We start from the raw sequence: 16,340 nt of genomic DNA, 5'->3' as shown, positions 1-16,340 counted from the left end.
TCAACGTCATTATTTCAATCAATGTTAGATAGTGAAATATAAATTGAGTTATTCGATGGTGGGTGGAGCGAAGGTGCTGCTAATGTAAGTCGGTTTTTCCGTGTTAGAAGAGCATCAAATAAGGTGTAGAGTGTTCTTTGCGGGCTGCAAGAGGAATTTTCCATGTTACAGAGGTAGTCGTAGGTGAATGAGATGCGAGTAAAGCCACATAAGTCGGTTTTTCCATGTTACAAGAGCATCAGATGGTTCACTTCGTGTTCTTGGTGGACTTTAAGAGGAAAATTGCGTGTTATAGAGGTGATGGCGGATGGAGACAGCGCGAGTGGAGCCGTGTAAGTCGGTTTTTCCGTGTTACAAGAGTATCAGGTAGTCAACGGAGTGCATTGGGGTGGTCTGAGGCGATGAGTGGGTTGTTTAGGGCTGCAAGGGGCGCTATAAGCGCCCGAGGACCCGCACGGCGCTTCGCAGCCGTGCCATAGCCCTCCCCGCCCGCCACTCCGGCGGCGGGCGGAGCCACAACAAAACCGGCGGCGCTAACCGCTCGCCGCCGGCTCAAACAAGGCTCGGCCGCCTTAGCAGGCCGAGCTAACCCCGCCAGCCCGCCGCCAGAAAGGCGCGGCTGATGCGGGCGAACTCGTCGAGGGACAAGGTCTCTCCTCGACGGACAGGATCAATCTCGCAGCTGATAAGCAGCTGCGTCATTTCCTCGCGGCGTTCCTTGCCCACGAACGCCGTCAGATTGTTCGCCAGCGTCTTGCGGCGCTGGGCGAAGCTCGCCTGGACGATGCGGAAGAAATGCGCCTCGTCCTCTACCTCCACCGGCGGCTTCTCGCGCACCGCCAGCTTGATGACAGCCGAGTCGACATTCGGCTGCGGGATAAACACCGTATGCGGCACGATGCAGACAAGCTGCGGCTCGCAGTAATACTGCACGGCCACGCTTAAGCTGCCGTATTCCTTGCCGCCCGGCTTCGCCGCCATGCGCTCCGCGACTTCCTTCTGAATCATAACGACGATGTTCTCGAGCGGCAGACGCTCTTCGAGCAGCTTCATCAGAATCGGAGTCGTCACGTAGTACGGCAGGTTCGCCACCACGCTCACGCCAGCCACGTCGGCGAAACGTTCTTCGAACAGTTTTTTCAGATCCAGCTTTAACACGTCGCCGTGTACAACCTTCACATGCTCTTCGCCCGCCAGAATGTCGCCTAGAATCGGAATCAGCCTATTGTCGATCTCGATAGCCGTTACCGTACCCGCCGCCGCAGCAAGATGCTGCGTGAGCGCGCCGATGCCCGGACCGATCTCAAGAGCACCCTTCGTTTTATCAAGTCCGGCCGCACTTACGATCTTGTGCAAAATATTTTGATCAATCAAGAAGTTCTGGCCCAAGCTTTTCTTAAACGAGAAGCCATACTTCGCGATAATTTCCTTGGTGCGTTTGGGCGTTGCCACTTCAATCGCCTTCATATCGTTTCCGCTCACATCGTTCACTCCTGTCCCTGTTCCATCGTGCGCAGAGCCTCCGCGAACTCTTCTCGGGAGATACGGAAGCTTGTACACCGTTTGAAGAACTGCTTGCCGTTCGCATACCCGATCCCAAGCAGCTTACCCATCTGAAGACGGCGGTTCGCCGCGTCCGGATGGACGATAAGTCCCGCCTCCATCAGATCCTCCCAGGTAATATCCCCTTCTCCGGCCACCATCTCCGTCCGAAGCTCGGAGAGCGCCTGACGAATCGCTTCAGGGCTTGCGTTCTCAATGCCGATATCGCCTTTGTACATCGCCTTCTCCTGCGGCAGAAAAGCATGCTTGCAGCCAGGCACGCGCCGCGCGACAATTTTGCGGATTCTTTCGCCCGCATGATCAGGGTCCGTAAATATAATAACGCCTCTGCGTTCCATCGCCAGCTCGATCCGGCGCAGCACTTCCTCGCCAACCGCAGAACCGTTTGTTTCAATCGTATCCGCTTCAACGGCCCGCTTCACGGCAACCGTATCGTCTTTGCCTTCCACCACAATAATTTCCTTAATCACAAGCGAACATTCCTTTCTACAGCAGCAACTTTCGCTCTTCTTTCACCGTCAATAATTATGCAGCCTGCTTAGCATCTCCATGCACACAAAAAGAAGAGGCAGCGCCTCTTCTTATAATGGCATATTTAACAATGAAATACGATAGCAGAAAACCATTAGCTTGCGGTTGGCTTGGTTGGCCCAAGCACGTATACGGTATACCCTTTTTTCCGGCCGAACTTATTGGCATAGCTTGTGCTGTCAAAGTAAACGTCGATCTTGTTGCCATTGATCGCACTGCCTGTATCCTCCGCTCTGCGGAAGCCGATACCTTCAATGTACACCCACCAGCCGATTGGAATAACATCCGGATCCACCGCGATCGTACGGCCTTCCTTCACTTTTGCGCCGGAAGCCGTAATGCCGTATCCTGGATGACTTTCATCCTTGCCCGTAGATTCTATACCTGCCGAATAGGCGGTTAAAGTTACATTCTTGAGAACCTTCTTCGGCTTAAACGTTACGCCGCTCTTTGTATACGAGGCCGTGCTCGTAGCCGAGAGCGTATGTACGTCCTTCTTGGAGCCGATCGCTACGACCTGACTGACCGTATGCTTCTGAACGACCTTGTCGACCAGCTTGGAGGAGACAAGAACACCATTTTCGTACTTTTTCTCCACGCGCTCGATAACGAGACCGTTTTTTCCGGATTGCACCAGCTTCTCCTTCCCTTTCTCAAGGGTTGGATCTTGTTTCTTCACGATCGAGAACGGCAAAGTCCGTTCGTTCTCTGCTACCTTGGTATCGATTCGGGTAACGGTAACCGTCAATGCCTTCGAAATCTGAGAATCGAGAGACGGGGTAACCTTATCTTGATCGCGAACAGGAATATTTAATTTCCCGATCGCCGCCTGTACTGTTTTCTCTGTCGTGTACACCGTCGATGTTTTGCCATCTGCTTTTACGGTAACCGGAACCGCGTATTTGATTTCGATGCGGTCTCCGTCTTTGATGGACGCATTCAGAGGATGAGATACCTCGTCATAGGGTCCAACCGTTATAGCTTGTTCATCCAGTAGGCGTTGCAGGACCCATTGTTTTGTCTTTACAACAGTTTCTTGTCCATTCACTACTACGGATACGCTCTTATCAGCCGATCCGTACAACAACACCAAAAACATGAAAGTCATAGCGATTGAGATAATTGCACTCAGAACAATTAAACGCAAATTTTCATGCTTCCATCGCATTGCGAAAGTCATGCTGGATGATCGCTTCCCATGGGTCCCCTTAGCCTGGATCATGCCCACTTCTATCGGTCCTCCTTCATAGCCCCGCCGCCAATCTGTTACGCATGATACTATTGACGCGACTATTAAGTATATTGGCGTGACAAGCACGCTCCAGTGTTACGGCCTCCCACCTCCAAGATTTACCCTGTAAAGACTATTTCCGAATAATCAAAATCGAAAATAAAAAGAAGCCTTCGACAGAGGATCTGATCGTGGCTTCCTGGGTAATCAAACATTCAGGAAAAGGTGAATACACGAGGTTGATCGCTCTCTATATTCGCTTACGAGGTTAGCTGACGGGTTCGGGCGAGAGAGCTGCCCTATCCGCGGAACGAATGCTCATGGCAATCGCCGCAAAATTCACCCCTGAAGAATTCATACGCAGCACGATACTTCATGACGTCTTAAGCATGCATCGGCTGGCGTTGGTTCCCCCGCTCTCCGGCTTTCGGAGATTAAGCGCAAACTGGAAATCCAATACAAAAGTTAAAGCTCTGAGAAAAATCATACATTCCTGACCACGGAATTGTAAAGATGCGTTAAAAGACGATTTTAACGAAATTTTAGGATTCTGGAGGCAAATATGGTCGATTCCAACAAGTAAAAAGAGTTTTATCGCCGCTATAGTCTTTATTTCAGCGGTTTTAGACCATTTTTAAACAATACCAAAACATTTTTTACCGTTTGCGCTTGTAATAACTGCAATTTCCTCCTTGGATTTTCCTGTTATTTCCGCTGCTGCCTCTGCAACCAAAGACACATAAGCGCTCTCATTTCTCTTTCCTCTAAATGGATGAGGAGACAGATACGGGGAGTCCGTTTCGATGAGAAGACGGTCAAGCGGAACCTTCGCAAGCACCTCTTTCGGTACCCTTGCATTTTTGAAAGTGACCGGTCCGCCGAACGAAATATAAAAGTTCATATCGAGGCACATTTTGGCCGTTTCCCAGCTGCCCGAGTAGCAGTGCATAACTCCTCCAACTTCAGATGCTTTTTCTTCTCTCAAAATACGGACAATGTCCTCATGCGCATCCCGATTATGAATGACAATCGGCTTACCCAGCTTCCGGGCAAGGCGGATCTGCTCCCGGAATACCCGGTGCTGCACATCCTTTGGGGAATTGTCCCAGTGGTAATCAAGACCGATTTCACCAATGGCTACAACCTTCGGATGTGAGCAAAGCTGCTCGATCCATTCCAGGTCACCCGGCTCCATAAAAACGCTGTCAACCGGATGCCAGCCAACCGCTGCATAAATAAAATCGTATTTTTCCGCGAGCTCCATCGTCGTTGGGATTGTCTCGCGATTGAAGCCGATATTGATCATTAAATCGACACCGGCAGCACGCGCCCTTTCGATAACTTCGGCACGGTCATTGTCGAATTGCGGAGAGTCCAGGTGGGTATGTGTGTCGAATAAAGATATCATCTTAGCTGCAAGCTCCTTCTATATAAAAAGTTAAATTTTAAACAACTTCCGGACTGCCGGGCTTAACCGGTCAGCAGCGGCAAGGAGTGGCTCAATCGGATAATAGACATGATACTGACCTTGGTGCAGACCGCTGATAGAACGGACAATGTCGGATTTCACCGATATTTCGCTTAAGCTGTTATCATCGCTTAGCAGCAGAATCGGCGCTTTATCCTCTTTCCCGCCTTTTTTCGCGTCCGGGCGATAAATGTCGTAAGGCTGGTCAAACGGGAAATCGATTTCCATATGGTAGTCCGGGTTGAGACCGATCGCGATGAACTCCAGAGCCGCCTCTTCCAATAAAGAATCCCCCGGATCATCAAGCGTAATGTATTTGTAGAGCTGGCGATTGAGGAACCGGTCGCACAACTCGGCGAGCAAAGCATCCTTCTCCTCGGTCCATAAAGAGAAGATTGTCTGCATGTAAGCCTCATCCAGCTTCAAATAGTCCGGCACCGTAATGTTGCCGTCGAGCAGCCTGTTAATTGGCCCCGGCATCCATGAGAAGGCGTAGCCGCTGTCGTACAGCTCCTTGGCACGGCGCGTAATCTGTCTCAAAATAATTTCCGAGCTCCGGGTAACCGGATGGAAATATATTTGCCAATACATCTGGTAACGGGACATCAAATAATGCTCAATGGCGTGCATCCCGCTATCTTTTACGACAATTTTGCCCTGAACAGGGCGCAGGACGCGCAAAATCCGTTCCAGGTCGAAGTTGCCGTAGTTGACCCCTGTAAAATAAGCATCACGCAGCAGATAGTCCATTCGGTCCGCATCCATCTGGCTGGAGATCAGGCTTACAACGATCGGGTTCGGGTACGTCTTGCTGATTACCGAGGCTACCTTCTCCGGAAAATCCTCCGAGACGCGGCGCAGCACGCGGTTAACTTCCGTATCCTCCAGCAGAATCGCGCAGGTCCACTGCTCATGATGAGTATCGAATACCTGCTCGAGCGAATGAGAAAAAGGCCCGTGGCCAACATCGTGAAGGAGTGCGGCGCAGAGAGCCAGCAGTCTTTCCTCCATTGGCCAGCCCGGGTATTCGTTGCGCTCGAATTGAGAGATGATTTTCCTCGTTATTTCATAAACCCCAAGGGAGTGGGAGAAACGGCTGTGTTCTGCGCCATGAAACGTCAAATAAGAGGTTCCGAGCTGGCGAATTCGTCTAAGCCTCTGAAACTCCTTCGTATTGATCAAATCCCACACCGTCTGATCCTGCACGTAAATATATTTGTGCACCGGATCCTTAAAAACTTTCTCTTCGGTCAGCTGCTGATTCATTCGCCCTTTCAACTCCTTTGTTCATGGTTTCGACACAAAACTTTGATAGAATGTCGAATACTGTCGTAATATAGTTTCCAAATTGTCGAAGCTGTTGTATTCTATAGTAAGATTAATATGACCTTGCTATAGAGTCAAATTCCCGCAAATAACGGTCTAGTAAGGTCTATCAAAGACTTTCTCGGTTGACTATTATGGGAATCGTTGGTATTATAGTAGCCATAAAAAGAAAAACTATGTCGAATAGTGACGAAATGTGATTTCCTGAGAGGAGAAACAAAATCATGATGAAATCTACTGGTATTGTACGTAAAGTCGACGAATTGGGTCGCGTTGTTATTCCAATTGAATTGCGCCGTACGCTTGGTATTGGCGAGAAGGACGCTTTGGAGATCTATGTAGACGGCGAGCGTATTATGCTTAAAAAATACGAGCCTGCATGTATCTTCTGCGGCAATGCAGAGAACGTATCTTACTTCAAAGGCAAAATTGTTTGCCATATTTGTTTATCTGAAATGCCTTCTCCTGTGACAAAATAAGAAATATAGGTTATAATAGAAATACACCAACTTGTTAATTCTAACCTTTTTATACTCCTTGATGCCTTCCTGTGCTAGAACCCGGCCAGGAAGGTCTTTTTTTTGCCCAAATAACGCAGTAATCTATCGATTAACTGCGTTATAGACTTCCCTCTTTGGTAAACCCCGATCCTGAGCCGCTTTTTTTATTGCTTCTTTGCGATCGATACCTTCGTTCTCATAATGGGCTACATGCTCTTCAAGTTCAAGCGATGCCCACCAGGTCTCTCCGTTATCTCCTGAATCTCCAGCTCCTGCAGCCGCCCCTTCAATAATGAGGCAATACTCTCCTAGGGGGGGATTCTCCTCGAGAAAAGCAAGGCATTCGGATATGCTACCGCGTGCGGCCTCTTCATGGCGCTTAGTAAGCTCTCTAACCATTGCAATCCTCCGGTCGCCCCAGTGCTCCAGCATGGCATCCAGCGTCTTCTTCAGACGATGGGGAGATTCGTACATCATAAGCGTCCCTTCTTGACGGACAAGACGAGTCAGCCATTCGGCAAGCGGTTTTTTATCCCGTGGGGGAAATCCCGTGAACACGAATCGGTCGGTCGGAAGTCCCGATATGATCAGGGCCGATAATGCCGCATTTGCTCCTGGTATAGGTACTACCTTAATACCCGCTTCTACGGCATCCTTAACAAGGTCAGCTCCTGGATCGCTGACGGCAGGCAAGCCTGCATCACTGACAAGCGCAATAGACTGCCCTTCTATTAATAGACGGATAAGCTCGCTTCCGCTAGCCTGCTTATTATGCTCGTGATAGCTTACCAATCTTGTGGAGATTTCGAAATGCGTAAGCAGCTTGCGGGTCTGCCTCGTATCTTCAGCCGCAATAAGCTGCACTTCCTTTAACGTCCGGATTGCCCGGTAAGTCATATCTTCCAGATTGCCGATTGGAGTACCTACCAAATATAGGATACCATAATCATTATTCGCTTGATCTTTAAAGCTTTTTTGAATTTGTATCATTGCCTTGCTCTCTCCCGTCCGCAAAGTTGTTTATTCATATACAAAGACCGGCGGCAGCAGCCTAAGCTCCGGCTTGCCGTCGCGTATTGCTTCTATTAATACCATATTGGCCTCTCCTTGCGCATTGGGATGGATGAATTGCACGCGCTTTGGCTCAAGCCGGTATTTTCGCATCGTCTCCATAATATCGATAAACCGCGAAGGACGGTGAACCATAGCCACCTTTCCTCCCGAACGGACAAGCCTTGCACAGGCATGAACGACATCATCCAACGTGCAATGTATTTCATGACGGGCGATTGCATAATGATCATTCTCGTTGGAATCGCCTGCTTTTACCGCCATGTATGGAGGATTGACCGTTACGGCGTCATAAATACCATTGCCCGCTTCTTTCATGAATATTTTCAGGTCCCCCTCAATAATAGAGACCTGCTCCGACAGGTTATTCATAGCTACGCTGCGCCTTGCCATATCGGCCAGTCTTGGCTGGATTTCAACCGCATCAATTCGTGCATCGGTTCTGGTTGTCAGCAGCATCGGGATTACTCCGTTTCCTGTGCAAAGATCAAGAATCCGTCCACGCTTTGGAATGGTTGCGAACTTCGACAACAGCACCGCATCCAGAGAGAAGCTGAATACTTCCCGGCTTTGAATGATATGGAGCCCCGTCTCCGTCATCAAATCATCAATTCGTTCATTTGGTTCCAGCTTTACTTCCTGCACCTTTGACCTAACTCCCCTGACATAAAGATACCGCCCTTCATAGACAAGGACGGCATACATACAATGTTCTATTATTTATTGAGGAAGGATAAGCAGAACAAGCAATCTCCTTCTGTCCTCAAATGCCCGTAATATACGTTGCAAATGTGGAATCCTTCATGATACAGCCTAGCCAAATTATCATGCGCCTCACCGACGAGACCGGCTTGCTGCGATGTATCGTTAACCGTATCTTCCTCCGCATGTACTGCAACCTCCCGACGGGCAGGCTGGACGGCTTGTCCCCCCTGGCGGTTTGCAGCTGTCTTTGGCTTCGGCGATGTCTCACGTTTCAATATTTTGCGCAGCTGTTCATTTTCCATGCTTAGCTGCTGATTTTCCTCCAGCAGTTCTTTGACCCGCTGCTTCAGAACGCCAAGATGAACGTGGAAATCACCCATCCGGCTTTCTAATTCATCCATTTGATTAAAGATTTCTTTGTTCTCCAAGCTTTCACCCCAGAGCTTTCAAACGTAGTCGTTCAAATTTCCTTCACAACCACATCGTCGAGCGGCAGCTCCTTCGGTTTACCCGACACATCGAACAACTGCACGTACACAGACTTCGTGGAAGCGTTGATGCCCGTTACTTTGCCTTCGCCATAAGACGTGACGACGATTTTGCCAACGGAAGGAAGCTCCTCCCGCACGCTTTCGTAATTGTCATGCTCATATTTCAAGCAGCACATAAGACGGCCGCATAACCCCGAGATCTTCGTAGGATTGAGCGATAAGTTCTGATCCTTGGCCATCTTGATCGATACCGGTTCAAAATCACCAAGCCAAGAGGAGCAGCATAATACACGCCCGCATGGCCCGATGCCTCCCAGCATCTTCGCTTCATCGCGTACACCGATTTGCCTAAGCTCAATACGTGTACGGAACACACTGGCCAAATCTTTTACTAACTCCCGGAAGTCGACCCTTCCTTCAGCCGTAAAGTAGAAAATGATTTTGTTCCGGTCGAACGTGAATTCCACATCAACCAGCTTCATCTTAAGCTGATGATCTCTTATCTTGTCCAAGCAGGTGGCAAAAGCGTTCTTCGCGGCCGCGCGGTTCTCCTCCACGACCTTCGCATCTACCTCGCTTGCAATCCGGATCACTTTCTTCAGCGGAAGGACAACGTCTTCTTCACCGACTTCTTTCTGTCCGACCACGACTTTACCATATTCGATCCCCCTGGCCGTTTCGACAATAACATGCTGGTCCTTGTCCACGGGGTGCAGGGCTGGATCAAAGTAATAAATCTTGCCCGCCTTCTTAAAGCGGACACCGACAACGTTATACAAGGATTTAGCCCTCCTGTAGGTTTACCAATAGTTGCTCGACAGCAAGCTGCGGAGATACGTTGGAACGTATTTTCTTACCCGCTTCAAGCGTGTGCTCGATACAAGCAATCCAGCTCTCGATCGGGCGGTTAAACGCATGCTTGCTAATCCAGTCCAACTGATCTATATAAACAATACTTTCCTGCCTTCCGGCCTGAAATTGAATCATATCTTTGAACCATAATACAAGTAACGACAGCATGAGCTGCGCTTCACCCGCAAGGTCCGTTTTAAAAAATTGCTGCTGGGCGGTGAGCATTCCCGCGGTGAATCGGGTCAGACTCTCCTTCCCTAATTGTATCACTACGTTTCTGATTTCTGCAAACTGATTCTGTTGGATAATCTCTCTAGCGCCATCCAGTCCGGAGCTTAGTTGAACAGCTGCACGGGCCAGAGTAGGCGATGCTCCTTCATCAACCAGAGACTGGAGCATTTCGCTTGCCGAGAAGGGCAGAAACGGCACCCACTGCGCTCTTGATCGAATGGTTGGGAGCACAGCTTGTCCATTATCCGTAATTAGTATGGCAACAATAGGAGAAAGCGGCTCTTCCAGAAATTTAAGCAGACTATTAGCTGCCTGAAGGGTCATTGTCTCCGCACGCTCGACAATATATACCTTCCGTGAAGCACCGCTTCCCCGGTATGCAAGCTCGCGCTGGAGCTCGCGTATTTGATCGATCTTGATGGATTGCCCATCCGGCGTAATGGTCAGCAGATCCGGCTGATTCCCGTTCTCGAATTTACGGCATTCCAAGCAATGATCACAGGCATCATCCCCGCCAGACGTGCAAAATAGTGCCTTGGCGAAGGCTCTGGCCATAGCCTTTCTTCCTGTACCGGAAGGACCGTAGAACAAATAAGCATGCGACACCTTGCCGCTCTGCAGCGCATGCTTTAATATTCGCTTTGCTTTCCATTGGCCGGCTACTTGTTCCATGCTCATTGCTGCTTACCCTTCCTAAAACAATAAATTAATGAGAAGTCCGCGAATTTCTCCGATCCGGCCAAGCAGCTCGATCCTGCCTTGTTCCGTCTCCAGCAGTTCTTCTGCCATGGATACCAGCGCCGAATCAATCTCATCGAGCAGCTTGTATCGCTTGGTCCGGCCTCTTCGATCAAAACCGCGCAGCTCCTTCAGCCCGATGCCGCGTTTGACGGTATCCTCCAGGAACCGCTTCACCATCTGCCGGTACATCTTCAGCTCACGGACCGTCATCGTTCTGGCCAGGCGCTCGCCTTGATTATGAATTTCCGTAAGCTTCTGCTGCAGCTGTTCCTGTGTCCGCAGAGCATCCTGCTGTACCAGGGCGTCAGAGAAGCTTCTGGCAGGAGCCGGCTTTGTCGCCGTATCTCCGCCTGCGCGGTTCTGGCCCAACGGACGCCAGCTTTGATCGATTTTCATCGCTATTCACGTCCAATCAGAAATGTTCGAAACGCTCAACCGGTACGACGAATACCGCCGCTCCCCCTACTTGCACCTCTACAGGGAACGGAATATAAGAATCGGTCGAGCCGCCAATCGGAGATACAGGCGTAACCAATTGATCTCTCACCTTGCAGTTCGAGCTGATTACTTGCAGAACCTCATGAACACGCTCATCTTCTATACCAATCATAAACGTTGTGTTTCCTGCGCGAAGGAATCCCCCTGTACTTGCAAGCTTGGTAGCGCGGAAGCCATCCTTCACAAGAGCATTCGACAAACGATTGCTGTCCTTATCTTGCACAATCGCAATGACTAATTTCATCCTCATTCCTCCCAATTGGTTAGGTTAATAGAACAGGTACGAAGTCATTCCTACGTTGTTTATTGCACATCGGCTGCGAAAAATCCTTTAAATCTGTGGTCAATCGTCAAAATAACTTCTTCCAGTACAGCATTTGCCGCATTTCCCGCATCAATCTGCACAATCCGCTCAGGAAACTGCTCTAGCAGCTTCTGGTAGCCTTCCCGCACAAGCTGGTGAAAAGCAAGAGACTCCAGGTCCAGGCGGTTGACTTCGCGTTCGCCTGCGGCTCTGATCCGGGCTAATCCAACCTCCGGATCAATATCCATGTAAATCGTAAGCTGAGGCATTGCTCCATCCACCGCAAAGCGGTTGATCGACCATACCTCCTCCATGCCAAGTCCTCTGGCATGGCCCTGATAAGCGAGGCTGCTGTCCACGAAACGGTCGCAGATGACAATCTGACCGTCTGCAAGCGCCGGCATAACCTTCTCGACCAAATGCTGGCGTCTTGATGCTGCATACAGCAAGGCTTCCGTACGTGCATCCATTCCCGTATGGTTACGGTCCAGGATGACGGAACGAATCTGCTCCGCAATCGGGATGCCGCCCGGCTCGCGGGTCGTAATTACGGTTTTGCCCCGCTGCTGCATCGTATGCGCGAGCTGCTCAATCAGTGTTGTTTTGCCGGCACCTTCGCCGCCTTCTATGGTAATAAAGATTCCCTTATTCAACCTCGTATGGCTCCTAACCTAAGCTAGTGGTAAGTATATCTGTGTATTATTTCTATTCTAACAAAGCGACTACCCTTGTACAATTAATTTTAGCTAATTAGCGGGGATATACGGCAATTGTCTGCATCATGCTGTCGACTGCTCCCTGAAACTTGGCTCCGGTCTCAGCTAATGTCGAAATATACCCGATCATCTCTTTGGTCAGCACTTCCCCTGGGTACAGAATCGGTATACCCGGAGGATAAGGTACAACCATCTCAGCGGCCTCATAGCCCTCTGACTCTACCAACGGCAATCTTTGATGCTCCCTCTTCTTCCGGCTCCATTCTACCGGCTTCAGTGGATTTGGAGAACCATTACCCGGATAATAGCTTGTTGAAACACTGCCTCTCTTAGAGGAGTTGGCCTTGATGATATATTCGATCTGTTTGCAAGCAGCCTGAAGCTCTAACCTCGCATCCTCTCCTGTCCTGCATCCCCACACCAACACCACATGCTTAATATCCGCCATCTCCGCCCAGCAGCCCTGCTCCTCCATTAGCTTCTGCAGCTCAAAGCCGGTAAATGTCCCTGTACGATCCCATAAAACAACTCTTAGCGGATCCAAGCTATCGTAAGCTGTTGAACCTTGATCGGCCTGAAGCACCTTCAGAGCGCCGTCTTCTTTAACTATCCAAGTCCGGAATGCCTGTACGGAAGCAACCCCTAGTTCAAACCATTCAGCCCCATAGCGGTCCACCATCACACGCGCAACATCAAGGGATGCCATAATCGGGAAGGAAGGGCTTGAGCTTTGAATCGCGGCAAGCACTTCTTTTATCGATGCCCTTGGAATCCGGTCTCCCTTCAAATGAAGCATAGCCCCCATTGTTAAGGCGGACAGCGTCTTATGGGTAGACTGTACAACGGCATCCGCGCCGGCCTGAATGGCCGATTCCGGGAACGCAGGGTTCAATCCGTAATGCGCGCCGTGTGCTTCATCTACAAGCAGCAGACTATTATAGGTGTGCACGAGTTCCGCATAGCTTGTCAGATTCGTAGTCATGCCGTAATAATTGGGATTAGTTAAAAAGACAGCTTTAGCTTCCGGATACAGCTCAAGCGCCTGTTCAATGCACTCTAATGAGGGAGTCGTTGGCAGCCCCGTTTCCTCATCCATTCTAGGTGTAACGAATATCGCTCTCACCCCTGCCAGCTTTAATCCATTAATGACTGATTTATGGACGTTCCGCTGGACAATCATGAGATTACCAGGCTCACATACACCGAGAATCATTGACAGATTCCCGGAAGTACTCCCCCCTACAAGAAAGCAAGTCTCGTCAGCCCCGAAGCATTGCGCTGCAAGCTTTTGTGCTTCCGCAATAGATGCTTCCGGATGATGCAGATCATCGGTAGAGGACAGCTCCGTTACATCCAGCCTCATCACGCGGGACAACCATTTCATTGCTTTAGATTGTTCATTCTCATATATATGTCCATATCCGTGCCCGGGTACGTGAAAACCAGCCGGTTCCGTCTCATAATGTTGTACCAGTGCCTCGAACAAAGGGGCTTGTAATCGATTCATGTTTTAAAAGCTTCCCTTCTATCTATTATTCGTCTATTGTATCGGATTTAGGCACAAAAAAAGAGCGGTATCCTATTAAAGGGATTCCGCTCAGGCGTTTTTCTCGATAAAAATCTGTTTCATTTGATGAATAAAGAAAGGGTACTTAGCGTCCTTAACGTCTGTCCGAACCATTTCGGATTCACATGACTCGCAAATAAACCCAGACACGATGCGGATCCCTTCACCCTCTGCTTTATGCTCCCCGCATATACTGCAATGAAGCTCGCGTTCTTCCGACATACCCATCCCGCCTTTCTGTCATCCTATATAGCTATTATTATGGCATATATTCTAGCGGTTTATACTTGTTTCATAGCCCATTTCAAATATTTCTATATCGTATGCAGCATCCGCCTAATTGGTGAATCCAAAAGTGCCGATATAGTACCTGAGTAATTACGAAGGGAAGTACAATATGCGTCAATCCTTATTGGACCAGCAAGCAGCCACGATTTATCAATACAAGCTTATCCGGAGGAAAGTCATCCGCCCTGAGCTTGTCCAAAGCCATATCCTCATTGCAGTCATCCTGTTGGCCTTCCAACTGCTGATGTACCGAATGGACGGCTTATTCAGTTGGCTTATTGGATTTGCTATCGTTCAAGTCATTCATCTTGTTATTCTGCTGCTTGCCTTTATACGCGTAGACGATGCCGTAGACCGGCGCTGGGTCTGGGGGATTACACCGCCATGGTTCGGCTTTAAGCCTGCCAACGATATTCGTCTTGCCCTATACCGCCGCGTACATCGCCATCTCTTCTGGATTGGCCTCTGCGCAGTTGCGGTTATGTATCCATGGATCCAGCCATCCCTCTTGATTAGCATCCTCTGCTGGCATTTATGGCTTATCATCCCCCGGATGCTCCTATCTCTTGCCTTTCGCAAACAGCACAAGGACGGCATTCTCCGCCTACAAAAAAACGAGGCCTCTTATTATCATCAGTAAATACCGGAACAAAACAAAAAACCTGCCGCATAATGCGGCAGGTCCTTCATTGCTTGGCGACGTCCTACTCTCCCAGGACCCTGCGGTCCAAGTACCATCGGCGCTGGAGGGCTTAACGGTCGTGTTCGGTATGGGAACGCGTGGTTCCCCTCCGCCATCGCCACCAAACGTAAGCTCTTGGCTTATTCAAAGCTTGCGCCTTGAAAACTGGATGCGAAAATTTGAATTCCTTAAGTCTTTAGGATAAGCCCTCGACCGATTAGTATTCGTCAGCTCCACACATTGCTGTGCTTCCACCCCGAACCTATCAACCTCGTCGTCTTCAAGGGGTCTTACTAATTGGGAAATCTCATCTTGAGGGGGGCTTCACGCTTAGATGCTTTCAGCGCTTATCCCGTCCGTACTTGGCTACCCAGCGGTGCTCCTGGCGGAACAACTGGTACACCAGCGGTACGTCCATCCCGGTCCTCTCGTACTAAGGACAGCTCCTCTCAAATTTCCTGCGCCCGCGACAGATAGGGACCGAACTGTCTCACGACGTTCTGAACCCAGCTCGCGTACCGCTTTAATGGGCGAACAGCCCAACCCTTGGGACCTACTTCAGCCCCAGGATGCGATGAGCCGACATCGAGGTGCCAAACCTCCCCGTCGATGTGGACTCTTGGGGGAGATAAGCCTGTTATCCCCAGGGTAGCTTTTATCCGTTGAGCGATGGCCCTTCCATTCGGTACCACCGGATCACTAAGCCCGACTTTCGTCCCTGCTCGACTTGTTGGTCTCGCAGTCAAGCTCCCTTATGCCTTTGCACTCTCCGAATGATTTCCAACCATTCTGAGGGAACCTTTGGGCGCCTCCGTTACATTTTAGGAGGCGACCGCCCCAGTCAAACTGCCCACCTGACACGGTCCCCGAACCAGTTTCATGGTTCCAGGTTAGAACTCCGATACGATCAGGGTGGTATCCCAACGTCGCCTCCACACAAGCTGGCGCTCATGCTTCTCAGGCTCCCACCTATCCTGTACAGATCGTACCAAAGTCCAATATCAAGCTGCAGTAAAGCTCCATGGGGTCTTTCCGTCTTGTCGCGGGTAACCTGCATCTTCACAGGTATTAAAATTTCACCGGATCTCTCGTTGAGACAGCGCCCAAGTCGTTACGCCATTCGTGCGGGTCAGAATTTACCTGACAAGGAATTTCGCTACCTTAGGACCGTTATAGTTACGGCCGCCGTTTACTGGGGCTTCGGTTCACAGCTTCGGATTGCTCCTAACCGCTCCCCTTAACCTTCCAGCACCGGGCAGGCGTCAGCCCGTATACTTCGCCTTACGGCTTCGCACAGACCTGTGTTTTTGCTAAACAGTCGCTTGGGCCTTTTCACTGCGGCCCCCTCGGGCTATTCACCCTACCGAGGCACCCCTTCTCCCGAAGTTACGGGGTCATTTTGCCGAGTTCCTTAACGAGAGTTCTTCCGCGCGCCTTAGCATGCTCTGCTCGCCTACCTGTGTCGGTTTGCGGTACGGGCACCTAGATCTAACTAGAGGCTTTTCTCGACAGCCGGAGTACATGACCTTCGCTACTGCAATTTTCGCTCCCCATCACAGCCTAGCTTACGCGAGT

Annotated in this window: 17 protein-coding genes, 2 rRNA genes and 1 riboswitch (1 of these 20 running past the window's edge); of the genes, 2 read left to right on the top strand and 17 right to left on the bottom strand. The window is 50.0% G+C overall.

All coding sequences use genetic code 11. From position 1 onward, the window contains the following. Positions 1-585 precede the first annotated feature (585 nt). From rsmA to PJDR2_RS00135, 5 genes are all read right to left on the bottom strand, one after another. Complete coding sequence (rsmA, locus tag PJDR2_RS00155) at positions 586-1,467, bottom strand: 16S rRNA (adenine(1518)-N(6)/adenine(1519)-N(6))-dimethyltransferase RsmA (RefSeq protein WP_041613736.1); 882 nt, start codon at positions 1,465-1,467, stop codon at positions 586-588. 20 nt (positions 1,468-1,487) lie between these two features. Beyond that, complete coding sequence (gene rnmV / locus PJDR2_RS00150) at positions 1,488-2,033, bottom strand: ribonuclease M5 (RefSeq protein ID WP_012772027.1); 546 nt, start codon at positions 2,031-2,033, stop codon at positions 1,488-1,490. Between the two features lie 155 nt (positions 2,034-2,188). After that, entirely contained in the window at positions 2,189-3,322 is a 1,134-nt protein-coding gene (locus PJDR2_RS00145; RefSeq protein ID WP_012772026.1) for a 3D domain-containing protein, read from the bottom strand. 244 nt (positions 3,323-3,566) lie between these two features. Further along, a riboswitch (cyclic di-AMP (ydaO/yuaA leader) is annotated at positions 3,567-3,776 on the bottom strand. Positions 3,777-3,959: 183 nt separating this feature from the next. After that, a complete protein-coding gene (locus PJDR2_RS00140; protein WP_012772025.1) occupies positions 3,960-4,733 on the bottom strand; it encodes a TatD family hydrolase in 774 nt (257 codons plus the stop codon). A 30-nt stretch (positions 4,734-4,763) separates the two neighbouring features. Next, on the bottom strand, positions 4,764-6,059 hold the full coding sequence (locus PJDR2_RS00135; protein ID WP_012772024.1) for an HD domain-containing protein: 1,296 nt from the start codon (positions 6,057-6,059) through the stop codon (positions 4,764-4,766). Between the two features lie 284 nt (positions 6,060-6,343). On the opposite strand from PJDR2_RS00135, the gene PJDR2_RS00130 reads away from it, so the two are divergent. Continuing rightward, entirely contained in the window at positions 6,344-6,598 is a 255-nt protein-coding gene (locus tag PJDR2_RS00130) for an AbrB/MazE/SpoVT family DNA-binding domain-containing protein (protein WP_012772023.1), read from the top strand. A gap of 123 nt (positions 6,599-6,721) precedes the next feature. Here the strand turns inward: PJDR2_RS00130 and rsmI are convergent, their stop codons facing one another. From rsmI to PJDR2_RS00080, 10 genes are all read right to left on the bottom strand, one after another. Further along, positions 6,722-7,609: a 16S rRNA (cytidine(1402)-2'-O)-methyltransferase gene (gene rsmI / locus PJDR2_RS00125; RefSeq protein WP_012772022.1), complete on the bottom strand. Its 888-nt coding sequence runs from the start codon at positions 7,607-7,609 to the stop codon at positions 6,722-6,724. Between the two features lie 30 nt (positions 7,610-7,639). Then, entirely contained in the window at positions 7,640-8,290 is a 651-nt protein-coding gene (locus tag PJDR2_RS00120; protein ID WP_265525140.1) for a tRNA1(Val) (adenine(37)-N6)-methyltransferase, read from the bottom strand. A gap of 116 nt (positions 8,291-8,406) precedes the next feature. Continuing rightward, complete coding sequence (locus PJDR2_RS00115) at positions 8,407-8,823, bottom strand: initiation-control protein YabA (RefSeq protein WP_012772020.1); 417 nt, start codon at positions 8,821-8,823, stop codon at positions 8,407-8,409. A gap of 32 nt (positions 8,824-8,855) precedes the next feature. Further along, entirely contained in the window at positions 8,856-9,665 is an 810-nt protein-coding gene (locus tag PJDR2_RS00110) for a PSP1 domain-containing protein (protein WP_012772019.1), read from the bottom strand. 4 nt (positions 9,666-9,669) lie between these two features. Further along, the gene (gene holB, locus PJDR2_RS00105; protein ID WP_012772018.1) at positions 9,670-10,647 is read right to left on the bottom strand and encodes a DNA polymerase III subunit delta'; all 978 of its coding nucleotides are present in this window, start codon (positions 10,645-10,647) and stop codon (positions 9,670-9,672) included. 15 nt (positions 10,648-10,662) lie between these two features. Beyond that, a complete protein-coding gene (locus PJDR2_RS00100) occupies positions 10,663-11,106 on the bottom strand; it encodes a YaaR family protein (protein ID WP_012772017.1) in 444 nt (147 codons plus the stop codon). 16 nt (positions 11,107-11,122) lie between these two features. Further along, positions 11,123-11,452 carry a cyclic-di-AMP receptor gene (locus PJDR2_RS00095; RefSeq protein ID WP_012772016.1) on the bottom strand — a complete coding sequence of 110 codons (330 nt, stop codon included), beginning with the start codon at positions 11,450-11,452 and terminating at the stop codon, positions 11,123-11,125. Between the two features lie 59 nt (positions 11,453-11,511). Continuing rightward, positions 11,512-12,165, bottom strand: coding sequence for a dTMP kinase (gene tmk / locus PJDR2_RS00090; RefSeq protein ID WP_012772015.1), 654 nt, complete (start codon positions 12,163-12,165; stop codon positions 11,512-11,514). A gap of 97 nt (positions 12,166-12,262) precedes the next feature. Next, a complete protein-coding gene (locus PJDR2_RS00085) occupies positions 12,263-13,735 on the bottom strand; it encodes an aminotransferase class I/II-fold pyridoxal phosphate-dependent enzyme (RefSeq protein WP_012772014.1) in 1,473 nt (490 codons plus the stop codon). A gap of 90 nt (positions 13,736-13,825) precedes the next feature. Next, the gene (locus tag PJDR2_RS00080) at positions 13,826-14,017 is read right to left on the bottom strand and encodes a sigma factor G inhibitor Gin (RefSeq protein ID WP_012772013.1); all 192 of its coding nucleotides are present in this window, start codon (positions 14,015-14,017) and stop codon (positions 13,826-13,828) included. 175 nt (positions 14,018-14,192) lie between these two features. Here PJDR2_RS00080 and PJDR2_RS00075 point away from each other — a divergent pair, with 175 nt between their 5' ends. Beyond that, the gene (locus tag PJDR2_RS00075) at positions 14,193-14,723 is read left to right on the top strand and encodes a hypothetical protein (protein ID WP_012772012.1); all 531 of its coding nucleotides are present in this window, start codon (positions 14,193-14,195) and stop codon (positions 14,721-14,723) included. Between the two features lie 51 nt (positions 14,724-14,774). Here PJDR2_RS00075 and rrf read toward each other — a convergent pair. Together rrf and PJDR2_RS00065 are read right to left on the bottom strand one after the other, a co-directional pair. Then, a 5S ribosomal RNA gene (gene rrf / locus PJDR2_RS00070) occupies positions 14,775-14,891 on the bottom strand. Positions 14,892-14,962: 71 nt separating this feature from the next. Next, positions 14,963-16,340, bottom strand: a 23S ribosomal RNA gene (locus PJDR2_RS00065); it runs 1,555 nt beyond the window's last position.

This window comes from Paenibacillus sp. JDR-2 (assembly GCF_000023585.1).
In the GTDB taxonomy this organism is placed as follows: Bacteria; Bacillota; Bacilli; order Paenibacillales; family Paenibacillaceae; genus Pristimantibacillus.
The sequence above is the reverse complement of the archived record's forward strand: the minus strand, read 5'-3'. Positions and strand labels throughout refer to the sequence as shown.